Annotated in this window: 8 protein-coding genes; all 8 read left to right on the top strand. The window is 67.5% G+C overall.

Annotation, left to right across the window (positions count from 1 at the left end):
* Positions 1-111 precede the first annotated feature (111 nt).
* The 8 genes from glmS to ASG92_RS07635 all read left to right on the top strand — a co-directional run bounded on the left by glmS (position 112) and on the right by ASG92_RS07635 (position 12,919).
* The gene (gene glmS, locus ASG92_RS07670) at positions 112-2,004 is read left to right on the top strand and encodes a glutamine--fructose-6-phosphate transaminase (isomerizing) (RefSeq protein WP_056626561.1); all 1,893 of its coding nucleotides are present in this window, start codon (positions 112-114) and stop codon (positions 2,002-2,004) included.
* Between the two features lie 4 nt (positions 2,005-2,008).
* Positions 2,009-2,356, top strand: coding sequence for a holo-ACP synthase (locus tag ASG92_RS07665; RefSeq protein WP_018776647.1), 348 nt, complete (start codon positions 2,009-2,011; stop codon positions 2,354-2,356).
* 20 nt (positions 2,357-2,376) lie between these two features.
* Positions 2,377-3,948: an NAD(P)H-hydrate epimerase gene (locus tag ASG92_RS07660; protein ID WP_056626560.1), complete on the top strand. Its 1,572-nt coding sequence runs from the start codon at positions 2,377-2,379 to the stop codon at positions 3,946-3,948.
* 71 nt (positions 3,949-4,019) lie between these two features.
* Positions 4,020-6,416, top strand: a complete 2,397-nt coding sequence (gene glgX / locus ASG92_RS07655) for a glycogen debranching protein GlgX (RefSeq protein ID WP_056626558.1) — start codon at positions 4,020-4,022, stop codon at positions 6,414-6,416.
* Positions 6,413-8,731 (top strand): malto-oligosyltrehalose synthase, encoded by a 2,319-nt coding sequence (gene treY / locus ASG92_RS07650; RefSeq protein WP_056626556.1) that lies wholly within the window; start codon positions 6,413-6,415, stop codon positions 8,729-8,731. The genes glgX and treY overlap by 4 nt, the downstream gene beginning before the upstream one ends.
* A complete protein-coding gene (gene treZ / locus ASG92_RS07645) occupies positions 8,728-10,518 on the top strand; it encodes a malto-oligosyltrehalose trehalohydrolase (RefSeq protein ID WP_056626554.1) in 1,791 nt (596 codons plus the stop codon). The genes treY and treZ overlap by 4 nt, the downstream gene beginning before the upstream one ends.
* 98 nt (positions 10,519-10,616) lie before the next feature.
* Positions 10,617-11,666, top strand: coding sequence for an L-glyceraldehyde 3-phosphate reductase (gene mgrA, locus ASG92_RS07640; protein WP_056626552.1), 1,050 nt, complete (start codon positions 10,617-10,619; stop codon positions 11,664-11,666).
* A 167-nt stretch (positions 11,667-11,833) separates the two neighbouring features.
* Positions 11,834-12,919, top strand: a complete 1,086-nt coding sequence (locus ASG92_RS07635; RefSeq protein WP_056626550.1) for an inositol-3-phosphate synthase — start codon at positions 11,834-11,836, stop codon at positions 12,917-12,919.
* The last annotated feature ends 270 nt before the right edge of the window (positions 12,920-13,189 follow it).

The raw sequence follows: 13,189 nt of genomic DNA, 5'->3' as shown, positions 1-13,189 counted from the left end.
GGGTTCGCGGGCCGCCGCGGCCTTTAAGGGCCCGGCGCGGGCTTCGCAGAGCGCCGTTGGAGCGTGTACGTCCGACGTCCCTTCTCCTCAAAGCCGGTTAGGCTTATACCCATGTGTGGAATCGTGGGTTATGTAGGGCGTACGTCGGGCCGGGCTGATGCCGGGCACACTGCGCTGGATGTTGTTCTTGAGGGTCTGCGCCGCCTGGAGTACCGGGGCTATGACTCGGCGGGTGTCGCGGTCGTGGCGGACGGGGAGATTTTCTCGCGGAAGAAGTCCGGGAAGCTGAGCAATCTGCTCGCTGAGCTGGAGGCGAGGCCGTTGCCGGAGTCGATGACCGGGATCGGTCACACGCGCTGGGCCACGCACGGCGGTCCCACGGATCAGAACGCGCACCCGCACCTGTCTGACGGCGGGAAGCTGGCGCTGATCCATAACGGCATCATTGAAAACTTCGCGGAGCTCAAGCTTGAGCTGGTGGCCAAGGGCGTGGAGTTCGCCTCCGAGACCGACACCGAGGTCGCCGCGGCGCTGCTGGGCGACATTTTCCGGAACAAGCTCGGCGGTGACGTGTCCGACGGCGGCCTGACCCGGGCGATGGAGCTGGCCTGCCAGCGGCTCGACGGCGCGTTCACGCTGCTCGCGGTGCACGCGGACCAGCCCGACGTCGTGGTGGCGGCCCGCCGGAACTCACCGCTGGTGGTGGGCCTGGGCGAGGGCGAGAACTTCCTGGGCTCGGATGTGTCCGGGTTCATCGACTACACCCGCCGCGCGGTGGAGCTGGGCCAGGACCAGATCGTGACGATTACCGCGGATTCGGTGGCGATCACCGATTTCTTCGGCGCTCCCGCGGAGGGCAAGGAATACCACGTGGACTGGGACCCGGAATCGGCGGAGAAGGGCGGCTTCCCGTCCTTCATGGAGAAGGAAATCCATGACCAGCCCGACGCCGTGGCCCAGACCCTGCTGGGCCGGTCGGATATCCACGGGAAGCTGACCCTGGATGAGCTGCGGATCGACCCGGCGCTGCTCAAGAGCGTGGACAAGATCATCGTCCTGGCCTGCGGCACGTCCGCGTACGCCGGGCAGGTCGCGAAGTACGCGATCGAGCACTGGTGCCGGATCCCCACCGAGGTGGAGCTGTCCCACGAGTTCCGCTACCGCGACCCGATCGTGGACGCGAACACCCTGATCGTGTCGATCTCCCAGTCCGGAGAGACCATGGACACGCTGATGGCGGTCCGCTACGCGAAGGAACAGGGCGCCAAGACGGTGTCCATCTGCAACACCAACGGTTCCACGATCCCGCGGGAGTCCGACGCCGTGCTGTACACGCACGCCGGTCCGGAGATCGCGGTGGCGTCCACGAAGGCGTTCCTGGCCCAGATCACGGCCGCGTACCTGCTGGGCCTGTACCTGGCGCAGCTGCGCGGGAACAAGTTCCAGGGCGAGATCAAGGACATCCTGGCGGACCTGGCCAAGATCCCGGCCAAGATCCAGCGGATCCTGGACAACGAGGGCCAGATCAAGGAGCTGGGCCGGGCCATGGCGGACGCGAAGTCCGTGCTGTTCCTGGGCCGGCACGTCGGGTTCCCGGTGGCCATGGAAGGGGCGCTGAAGCTCAAGGAGCTGGCGTACATCCACGCCGAGGGCTTCGCCGCCGGCGAGCTCAAGCACGGCCCGATCGCGCTGATCGAGGAAGGCCAGCCGGTGTTCGTTGTAGTCCCGTCCCCGCGCGGACGCGACTCGCTGCACTCCAAGGTCGTCTCGAACATCCAGGAAGTCCGGGCCCGCGGCGCGAAGACCATCGTGATCGCCGAGGAAGGCGACGAGGCCGTGAAGGCCTACGCCGAGCACGTCTTCTACATCCCGGAGACCCCCACCCTCCTGGCGCCCCTGCTGGCCACCGTGCCGCTGCAGATCTTCGCCCTCGCACTCGCCACGGCCAAGGGATACGACGTGGACCAGCCACGCAACCTGGCCAAGAGCGTCACAGTAGAGTAAGCCCATGATTGTTGGCATTGGCGTAGACGTTGTGGACATTGAGCGCTTCGGCAGGCAGCTGGAGCGAACCCCCGGGCTGCGCGACCGGCTGTTCGTCCCGGCCGAGCGCGAACTGAACACCCGCTCCCTGGCCGCGCGGTTTGCCGCCAAGGAGGCGGTTGCCAAGGTTCTTGGCGCCCCCGCCGGCATGAACTGGCAGGACTGCTGGATCGGACTGGACCAGAACGGCCCCACCATTCAGGTCAAGGGGACGGTGCTGGCCGTGGCCGAGGCCAAAGGCGTCAAACGCTGGCACCTGTCCATGAGCCACGACGGCGGCATCGCCACCGCCACCGTCCTGGCCGAGGGCTGATACCGAACGGACTGCACTGAATGATCAGCGCCTATACCGGAACCCAGATACGCGAAGCTGAAAAGCCTCTACTGGATTCAGGTATGGGCGCTGTTCTCATGCAGCGGGCGGCCCATGGCCTCGCCAACGCAGTCATCGCGGAGCTGCGCTCCCGCGGCCGGCGCCTCTACGGCTCCAGCGTCGCGGTCCTTGCCGGCAAGGGGAACAACGGCGGGGACGGCCTCTTCGCGGCCGCGCACCTCGCCGGACGGGGCATGCGTACGACGGCGGTCCTCGCCTCGGGCGGCGCCCACCCCGACGCACTCGCGGCCTTTGAACGGGCCGGCGGCCGCGTGCGCACCCTGACCGAGGCGAACGCCGGTGAGCTGGCCGCGCTGGCCGGGAGGGCCGACGTCGTCATTGATGCCCTGCTGGGAACCGGCGCGCAGGGCGGGCTCCGCGGAGCCGCCGCCGAACTCGTTGCCGGTCTTGCCCGCGGGAATCGCGGCCTCGTGGTGGCCTGCGATGTTCCGAGCGGCGTGAACTCCGATACGGGCGAGGCATCGGACCCGGTGCTCCCGGCCGATCTCACTGTCACGTTTGGCGGCGCCAAGGCCGGCCTGCTGGCAGACCCGGGCGCCGACTTCGCCGGACGGGTCCACATTGTCCCGATCGGGATCGAGGAAGGGCTTCCCTGGCCGGCGCTGCGGCGGCTGGAAGCTTCGGACCTCGCCACCCTCCTGCCCAAACCCGGGCGCCGCTCGCACAAGTATTCCCGCGGCGTCCTCGGCATCGTGGCGGGATCCCCGGAGTACCCCGGCGCCGCCGTGCTCGCCTGCCGCGGTGCATTGGCCGCGGGCGTGGGCATGGTGCGCTACCTCGGGCCGCCCGACGTTGCCGACCTCATCCGGCAGAGCTGTCCCGAAGTGGTGTGCAGCTCGGGGACGGTGGCCGAGACGCACGTGCAGGCGTGGCTCGTGGGCTCCGGCATGGACGGCTCGGACGGCGACCAGATGCAGCGGGTCCGCGACGCCGCGGATTCAGGCCTGCCCACCGTGGCAGACGCCGGCGCGCTGCCCGTGCTGCCGGATGTGCTGGCCCCGCAGGTCATCCTGACCCCGCATGCCGGCGAGCTCGCAACACTGCTGACGCGCCTCGGAGCCGGCCTGGACCGCGCCGCGGTGGAGGCGTCCACCCTCGCGGCGGCCCGGCAGGCCGCGGGCCTCACGGAGGCCACCGTGCTGCTCAAGGGCGCCACCACCTTGGTGGCATCGCCCTACCAGGACTTCTACAGCCAGGCTGAAGGCACGCCCTGGCTGGCCACCGCCGGCAGCGGCGACGTGCTGGCCGGCGTCATCGGCGCGCTGCTCGCCCAGGTGGGGTCCGACGTCGCGCGTTTCGGTGCGGCGGGCATCGACCCGGACGAGCGGTGGGCGGCCATTGCCGCCATGGCGGCGAGCCTTCATGCCCGCGCCGGAGCCGCAGCGTCGGGCGGCGCGCCGCTGACCGCGGGGCGGATTGCGGACGCGATACCCGGAATCTGGGATAAAGTCAGCATGCTTAGTAATCAGCGGCTGGAAAATCGTAATAGTCACACCCACCCGCTACGGTAAGACCAAGTTCCTCGCGGGTGGTGTAGGAGTGCCTGCCGGACTATCTGTTGGACAACGTAATAGGAGCACGAATGGAAATCTGGCCCGGATCGGCGTACCCCCTTGGCGCCACCTTCGACGGAACCGGAACCAATTTCGCATTGTTCAGCGAAAGGGCAGACAAAATTGAACTGTGCCTCTTCGAGGAGGACGGCACCGAAACCAGGGTCCCCGTAGAGGAAGTGGACGGGTACGTGTGGCACTGCTACCTGCCGCAGGTCCAGCCCGGCCAGAAGTACGGCTACCGCGTGCACGGACCCTACGACCCCGACTCCGGCAACCGCTTCAACCCGAACAAGCTCCTCCTGGACCCGTACGCCAAGGCAGTGCACGGCCAGATTGACTGGGATCCCGCCCTGTTCTCCTACAACATGGGCGACCCCGACTCCCGCAATGACAAAGACTCCGCGCCCCACATGATGATGGGCGTGGTCATCAACCCGTTCTTCGACTGGGACGGCGACCACCTCCCGCGGATCCCGTACCACCAGTCGGTGATCTACGAAGCCCACGTCAAGGGCCTGACGCAGCTCCACCCCGAGATCCCCGAGGAACAGCGCGGCACGTACGCCGGCGTTGCCCACCCCGCGGTCATCTCCCACCTGCAGAAGCTCGGCGTCACCGCGATCGAGCTCATGCCGGTGCACCAGTTCGTCAACGACGGCATCCTGGAGGACAAGGGGCTGAACAACTACTGGGGCTACAACACCATCGGGTTCTTCGCCCCGCACAACAGCTACAGCTCCACCGGCGACACCGGCCAGCAGGTCCAGGACTTCAAGGCCATGGTCCGCTCGCTGCACCGCGCCGGCATAGAGGTCATCCTTGACGTGGTCTACAACCACACGGCGGAGGGTAACCACCTCGGGCCCACGCTGTCCTTCAAGGGCATCGACAACGCCGCCTACTACCGGCTCATGGAGGGCGATGAGAAGCACTACATGGACTACACCGGCACCGGCAACTCGCTGAACGTCCGCCAGCCGCACTCCCTGCAGCTGCTCATGGACTCCCTGCGCTACTGGGTCACCGAGATGCACGTGGACGGGTTCCGCTTTGACCTCGCCTCCACGCTGGCCCGCGAGTTCTATGACGTCGACAAGCTGTCCACCTTCTTCGAGCTTATCCAGCAGGACCCGGTGGTCTCCCAGGTCAAGCTGATCGCCGAGCCGTGGGACGTCGGCCCCGGCGGCTACCAGGTGGGCAACTTCCCGCCGCAGTGGACCGAATGGAACGGCAAATACCGCGACACAGTCCGCGACTTCTGGCGGGGCGAACCGGCCACGCTGGGCGAATTCGCCTCCAGGATTACCGGCTCCGCCGACCTCTATGAGCACTCCGGGCGCCGTCCGGTGGCGTCGATCAACTTCGTCACGGCCCATGACGGCTTCACACTGGCGGACCTGGTCTCCTATAACGAGAAGCACAACGAGGCCAACGGCGAAGGCAACAACGACGGCGAATCGCATAACCGATCCTGGAACTGCGGCGCCGAAGGGCCCACCGACGATCCCAAGGTCCTGGGTCTCCGCGCCCGCCAGCAGCGCAACTTCATCGCCTCGCTGCTGCTGTCCCAGGGTGTCCCCATGCTGCTGCACGGCGACGAACTGGGCCGCACCCAGCAGGGCAACAACAACGGCTACTGCCAGGACTCCGAACTGACCTGGATCAACTGGGACAATGTGGACCAGCCGCTCGTGGAGTTTACCGCCGCCGTCAACGCGCTCAGACACAAGCACCCAACGTTCCGCCGCAGCAAATTCTTCGACGGCAGGCCGGTGCTCCGTGGCGAAGGGGAGAGACTTCCGGACATCGAATGGCTGGACGTCGACGCCTCCACCATGACGCCGGCAGACTGGGACAGCGGCCTGGGTCGGTCCGTGGGCGTATTCCTCAACGGTGACGGCATCCAGGGCAAGGACAACCGCGGGCGCCGGATCACAGACGTCAACTTCGTCCTGTACTTCAATGCGGACGACGACGAAGTTAAGTTCACGCTGCCATCCGACGAACACGCCCCCGCATGGGACATCATCATCGACACCGCGGGCCACCACGCGGATACGGAACCGGTTGCGGCCGGCGGTGTCCTACCGGTGGCCGCCAAATCGCTGGTGGTACTGCGTGCGTACAGCGCACCGGAAGTGGAGCCCGACCACTCGGTGGCAGCCTCGCTTGCAGCGTTGTCGCAGACGGCGGCGACCGAAACCGCGGCGCCCACGATAACCGCGGTTCCGGAGCCGAAGAAGACCAAGACGGCCGCGGCGCAGCCCGAAGAGAAGGCCGCGGCGCAGCCGGAGGAGAAGGCGCCCGAAGAGAAGGCCGCGGCGAAGCCCGAAGGGAAGGCAGCGGCGAAGCCCGAAGGGAAGGCAGCGGCCAAGACCGCGGGCAGGCGGCGGCCAGGCAAGCAGGGCGGGACGGGCTCATGAGGACACCCGCCTCGACGTACCGGCTGCAGATCAGGCGGGGATTCACGCTGTTTGACGCCGCCGAGACCGTGCCCTACCTGAAGTCGCTCGGGGCGGACTGGATCTACCTTTCGCCCATCCTGAAGGCAGAGAGCGGCTCCGACCACGGCTATGACGTCACCGATCCCTCCGTGGTGGACCCGGAGCGCGGCGGCCCGGAAGGGCTGGCGGCTGTCTCCAGGGCCGCCCGCGCTGCGGGCATGGGCGTGCTGATCGACATCGTGCCGAACCACGTGGGTGTGGCGTCGCCGCCGCAGAACCCGTGGTGGTGGTCGCTGCTCAAGGAAGGGCGCGGCTCCCGCTACGCCGAGGCGTTCGACGTCGACTGGGACCTTGCCGGCGGCCGCATCCGGATCCCTGTCCTGGGTAGCGACGACGATCTGGACGAGCTCGAGATCAAGGACGGCGAGCTGCGGTACTACGACCACCGCTTCCCGCTGGCCGAGGGCAGCTACCGGGACGGCGACTCCCCGCGGGACGTCCACGGCCGGCAGCATTACGAACTTGTGGGCTGGCGGCGCGCCGACAACGAGCTGAACTACCGCCGGTTCTTCGCGGTGAACACGCTCGCCGGCATCCGGGTGGAGGTGCCCTCGGTCTTCGATGAAGCGCACCAGGAAGTGGTGCGCTGGTTCCGCGAGGGGCTGGCCGAAGGGCTGCGGATCGACCACCCGGACGGCCTGGCCGATCCCGAGGGGTACCTGAAACGGCTCCGCGGCGCCACCGACGGCGCGTACCTGCTCATCGAAAAGATCCTCGAACCGGGCGAGCAGCTGCCGGCGAGCTTCGAGTGTGAAGGCACCACCGGCTATGACGCCCTCGCGGACGTCGACAGGGTCTTCGTGGACCCGCGGGGTCAGGAGCTGCTGGACCGTCTGGACGCACGGCTGCGCGGCGGCGAGCCGGCCGACTACGAGGACATGATCCGGGGGACCAAGCGCCGGATCACCGACGGCATCCTGCACTCTGAAATCCTGCGCCTGGCCAGGCTCGTGCCTGAGCGGGCCGGGATTTCCCGTGATGCGGCCGCGGACGCGATCGCGGAGATCATCGCGGCGTTCCCCGTGTACCGAAGCTACCTTCCGGAGGGCGCGGAGATCCTGAAGGAAGCCTGCGAGCTCGCCGTGCGCAGGCGTCCCGAGCTGGACCAGGCCGTCCACCTCCTGCAGCCCCTGCTGATGGACACCGACCTCGAGATCTCCCGCAGGTTCCAGCAGACGTCGGGCATGGTCATGGCCAAAGGCGTGGAGGACACCGCGTTCTTCCGCTACAACCGGCTGGGTACGCTCACCGAGGTGGGCGCCGACCCCACCGAGTTTTCGCTGGAGCCGGCGGAGTTCCACGCCCGGATGGCCCGCCGGCAGGCCGAACTCCCGCTATCCATGACCACTTTGGGCACGCACGACACCAAGCGCAGCGAGGACACCCGTGCCCGGATCTCGGTCATCGCCGAAGCCGCGCCGGAATGGGAAAAGGCCTTGGACAGGCTGAATGCCCACGCTCCGCTGCCGGACGGTCCGCTGTCCACCCTGCTCTGGCAGGCCATCGCCGGGGCATGGCCGGCCAGCCGGAAACGCCTTCAGTCATACGCCCTGAAAGCGGCGCGCGAAGCCGGGAACTCGACCAGCTGGACCGATCCGGATCCGGCATTCGAGGAGGCCCTCGCCGCCGTCGTCGACTCCGCCTTCGATAATCCGGAGGTACGTGCGGAAGTTGAGGCCCTGGTGGGGCTCCTGGCGCCGCACGGTGCGTCGAACTCGCTTTCGGCAAAGCTTGTCCAGCTGACCATGCCTGGAGTCCCGGACGTGTACCAGGGCACCGAGTTCTGGGACAGGTCGCTGACCGATCCGGACAACCGGCGCCCCTTCAGATTCGATGAGCGGATACGGGCCTTGGAGCACCTGGACGCCGGCCACCGGCCGGACTCCTTCCAGGACGAGGCGGCCAAGCTGCTGGTCACCTCGAGGGCGCTCCGGCTGCGCCGGGACCGGCCGGAGCTCTTCACCGGCTACCGCCCTGTGCAGGCCAGCGGCCCCGCTGCCGGGCACGTGGTGGCGTTCGACCGCGGCGCCGGGGGAGTGCTGACGCTTGCCACACGGCTTCCCTACGGGCTGGAGCAGTCGGGCGGCTGGCGGGAAACCGCCGTCGAACTGGAGACCGCCATGACGGACGAACTGACCGGCACCACCTTCGGACCGGGGCCGGCGGCGCTGTCAGAGGTCTTCCGGGCCTATCCGGTGGCTTTGTTGGTCCCCGCGACAGGAGGCAAGTCATGACGCAGCCCAACGATGCGGCCAGGCCGGTGCAGGGAGCGGGGCGCTTCGATGTCTGGGCGCCCGAGCCAGGCGCCGTGACTCTGCTGGCCGGCGGCGAGCGGTACGAGATGGGCCGCCGTCCCGGCAACGCGCCGGCGGACGAAGGCTGGTGGACGGCCGCGGACGCACCGGCCGGCGCCGACGTGGATTACGGATACCTGCTCGACGGCGACGAAATCCCGCTGCCGGACCCCCGGACCCGCCGGCAGCCCGAAGGCGTCCATGCCCTGTCCCGGACCTTCGACCCCGGCGCCCACCGCTGGCAGGACGCGGAGTGGCAGGGCAAGGAGCTCCAGGGCGCCGTCATTTACGAACTCCACATCGGAACGTTCACGCCCGAAGGGACGCTGGACGCCGCGGCAGGCAAGCTGGACTACCTCGCCGGCCTGGGCATCGACTTCATTGAGCTGCTGCCGGTGAATGCCTTCAACGGCACGCACAACTGGGGCTATGACGGCGTCCAGTGGTTCGCCGTGCATGAAGGCTACGGCGGCCCGGCGGCGTATCAGCGGTTCGTGGACGCTGCCCACGCGGCCGGCCTTGGCGTCATACAGGACGTGGTCTACAACCACCTCGGGCCGAGCGGGAACTACCTCCCCAGGTACGGCCCGTACCTCAAGTACGGCGAAGGCAACACGTGGGGCGACTCCGTCAATTTGGACGGGCCGGGGTCCGACCACGTCCGCCAGTACATCCTGGACAACGTGGCCATGTGGCTGCGCGACTATCGGGTGGACGGACTCCGCCTGGACGCGGTGCACGCCCTGAAGGATGAGCGGGCCGTTCACATCCTGGAGGAGTTCGGCGCGCTGGCGGACGCCCTGTCGTCCGAGGCGGGCCGCCCGCTGACGCTCATCGCGGAGTCCGACCTCAACAATCCGCGGCTGCTGTATCCCCGGGATGTCAACGGCTACGGACTGGCAGGCCAGTGGAGCGACGACTTCCACCATGCCGTCCACGTCAACGTCAGCGGCGAAACCACCGGCTACTACAGTGACTTCGACTCGCTCGGGGCACTCGCCAAGGTGCTGCGTGACGGGTTCTTCCACGACGGCAGCTACTCCAGCTTCCGCGGCCGCCACCACGGCCGGCCGATCAATTTCAGCGCCGTCCATCCGGCCGCGCTGGTGGTCTGCTCACAGAACCATGACCAGATCGGGAACAGGGCCACCGGGGACCGGCTGTCCCAGTCACTGCCGTACGGCAGCCTGGCCCTGGCCGCCGTGCTGACCCTGACCGGCCCGTTCACGCCCATGCTGTTCATGGGGGAGGAGTACGGGGCCACCACCCCGTGGCAGTTCTTCACCTCGCATCCGGAGCCCGAGCTGGGCAAGGCCACCGCCGAGGGCAGGATCAGGGAGTTCGAGCGCATGGGGTGGGATCCCGCCGTCGTGCCCGATCCGCAGGATCCGGAGACCTTCACCCGCTCCAAACTGGACTGGGCGGAAGCGTCCGCCGGCCACCACGCCCGCCTCCTGGAGCTGTACCGCTCGCTGATTGCGCTGCGGCGGTCAACTCCGGAACTCGCGGGCCTGGGCTTTGCGGACACCGCCGTCGAGTTCGACGACGACGCCCGCTGGCTCCGGTACCGGCGCGGCGGCGTGCAGGTTGTGCTGAACTTCGCAGACCGTCCCGTCAGCCTGGACCGTCCGGGCACCACGCTGCTGCTCGCCACCGACGACGCCGTACGGACGGACGGCGTCCAGGTGGAGCTGCCGCCGCTGAGCGCCGCCGTCCTCCGCGACTGAGCGCCTTCGCGACTGAGCGGGCGGGGCGGGCGTCCTTCCGGTGACCGGATGCTGGACGCCCGCCCCGCAGCTCCGCAGGCGCTGGCAGGATGGAACGCATGACTTTTCTGGCTGCGGATAACCGCTACGAAACCATGCCATACCGCCGAGTCGGACGCAGCGGGCTGAAGCTTCCGGCCATCTCGCTGGGCCTCTGGCACAACTTCGGCGACGACAAGCGATTTGATGAGCAGCGTGCCATCCTGCGCCGCGCGTTCGACCTCGGCGTCAACCATTTCGACCTCGCCAACAACTACGGGCCGCCGGACGGCTCGGCCGAGACCAACTTCGGCCGGCACCTGCAGGACGACTTCAAGCCGTACCGCGACGAGCTGGTCATCTCCACCAAGGCCGGCTACTACATGTGGCCCGGACCGTACGGCGAGTGGGGCTCGCGCAAGTACCTGCTCTCCAGCCTGGACCAGTCGCTCCAGCGCATGGGCCTGGACTACGTGGACATCTTCTACAGCCACCGGCCGGACCCCGAGACGCCGCTCGAGGAAACCATGGGCGCACTGGACCACGCCGTGCGTTCCGGCAAGGCCCTGTACGCCGGCATCTCCTCCTACACGCCGGAGCAGACCATCGAGGCGGCCCGGATCCTGAAGGAACTCGGCACTCCGCTGCTCATCCACCAGCCCAGCTACTCCATGCTGAACCGCTGGACCGAGAACGGCTCGCCCAACCTCTACGAGGCGCTGGACCAGGTGGGCGCAGGCTCCATCGCGTTCTCCCCGCTGGCGCAGGGCATGCTCACGGACCGCTACCTCAGCGGCGTCCCGGCCGATTCCCGTGCGGCCAAGGAGCGGTTCCTCTCCGAATCCGCCCTGACCGAGGACAAGCTGGACCGGGTCCGCGGGCTGAACAAGATCGCCGCCGGCCGAGGCCAGTCACTGGCACAGATGGCCATCGCCTGGATCCTCCGGGACCAGCCCAAGGGCTCACCCGTCGCGTCGGCCCTGGTTGGCGCGTCCAGCGTGAAGCAGCTCGAAGACACCCTCCAGGCCATCAACAACCTGGAGTTCAGCTCCGACGAGCTGACCGCGATTGACGAGTTCGCCGTCGAATCGGACATCAACCTGTGGGCGCAGAGCCGGCACGGCGCCTGAGCCGGGCGGCATCGTAATGAACTGCGCCGGAGCATGCGGGAACAAAGCGGGCTCCGGCGCAGTTAGTTAGACTGTTAGGGCGCCGCGTGGCGCTGTGTCCGTCAGACGCCGTCGTACAGCAGGGTCCGACGCGCAGGGCACCTGAAGTTTGTTCTCAAAGGAGTTCCGTGTCTTCAAATCCGATTCGTGTCGCAATCGTCGGTGTGGGTAACTGCGCCGCCTCGCTGGTCCAGGGTGTCCACTATTACCGGGATGCCGACCCCCAGGCAACGATCCCGGGTCTGATGCACGTGGAGTTCGGCAAGTACCACGTCAACGACGTCCAGTTCGTCGCTGCCTTCGACGTCGACGGCAAGAAGGTCGGCGTCGACCTGGCCGACGCCATCCTCGCCAGCGAGAACAACACCATCAAGATCGCCGACGTTCCGCCCACCGGCGTGACCGTGCAGCGCGGCCACACCCTTGACGGCCTCGGCCGGTACTACCTCGAAACCATTGAGCAGTCCCCTGCTGAGCCGGTCGACGTTGTCCAGGCCCTCAAGGACGCCCAGGTTGACGTCATGGTCTGCTACCTTCCGGTCGGGTCTCAGGAAGCCGCCGAGTTCTACGCGCAGTGCGCCATCGACGCCGGCGTCGCCTTCGTCAACGCCCTGCCCGTGTTCCTCGCCGGCACCAAGGAGTGGGCCGACAAGTTCACCGCTGCCGGCGTTCCGATCGTGGGCGACGACATCAAGAGCCAGATCGGCGCGACCATCACGCACCGCGTCATGGCCAAGCTCTTCGAAGACCGCGGCGTCACGCTGGACCGTACCTACCAGCTGAACGTCGGCGGCAACATGGACTTCAAGAACATGCTCGAGCGCGACCGCCTCGAATCCAAGAAGATCTCCAAGACCCAGGCCGTCACGTCCAACGTGGAAGCCGAACTGGCCGCCAAGGACGTCCACATCGGCCCGTCCGACTACGTCCAGTGGCTGGATGACCGCAAGTGGGCCTTCGTCCGCCTTGAAGGCCGCAACTTCGGCGACGCCCCGGTGTCGCTCGAATACAAGCTGGAGGTCTGGGACTCGCCCAACTCCGCCGGCGTGATCATCGACGCCGTCCGCGCGGCCAAGATCGGCCTGGACCGCGGCATCGGCGGCCCGCTGCTCTCCGCCTCGAGCTACTTCATGAAGTCCCCGCCGGAGCAGTTCAACGACGACCTCGCCCGTGAGAAGGTTGAAGCCTTCATCCGCGGCGACGTCGAGCGCTAAACCCTCCCTCCCTTCACGACGCTCTCTCACTTTTGGTGGGTTTGGGCTCGACGCTCTCTCACTTGTGGTGGGTTTTCGCGCGACGCTCTCTCACTTTTGGTGGGGGAGCGTCGTGCTTTAAGCCGAAGTTACGTGGGGCCGTGGCCCGGGGATCGTTGAGTTTCCGGGCCGTGGCCCTTCTTTTGTATCACCATTTGTAGCCACTAAATTATTGGCGTGCCTTACGCTGTTCCCCTCTATTTCCTTCTAGACTGGTGCCATGGCGAAGAC

Origin of the sequence: Arthrobacter sp. Soil736 (genome assembly GCF_001428005.1) — a bacterium.
Lineage (GTDB): Bacteria > Actinomycetota > Actinomycetes > Actinomycetales > Micrococcaceae > Arthrobacter.
Note: the sequence above shows the minus strand (reverse complement) of the source record. Positions and strands in the feature narration are given on the sequence as shown.

Bases quoted from the DNA above. Each gene is read 5' to 3' on its own strand.
- glmS (WP_056626561.1), top strand. From the start codon at position 112: ATGTGTGGAATCGTGGGTTATGTAGGGCGTACGTCGGGCCGGGCTGAT.
- ASG92_RS07665 (WP_018776647.1), top strand. From the start codon at position 2,009: ATGATTGTTGGCATTGGCGTAGACGTTGTGGACATTGAGCGCTTCGGC.
- ASG92_RS07660 (WP_056626560.1), top strand. From the start codon at position 2,377: ATGATCAGCGCCTATACCGGAACCCAGATACGCGAAGCTGAAAAGCCT.
- glgX (WP_056626558.1), top strand. From the start codon at position 4,020: ATGGAAATCTGGCCCGGATCGGCGTACCCCCTTGGCGCCACCTTCGAC.
- treY (WP_056626556.1), top strand. From the start codon at position 6,413: ATGAGGACACCCGCCTCGACGTACCGGCTGCAGATCAGGCGGGGATTC.
- treZ (WP_056626554.1), top strand. From the start codon at position 8,728: ATGACGCAGCCCAACGATGCGGCCAGGCCGGTGCAGGGAGCGGGGCGC.
- mgrA (WP_056626552.1), top strand. From the start codon at position 10,617: ATGACTTTTCTGGCTGCGGATAACCGCTACGAAACCATGCCATACCGC.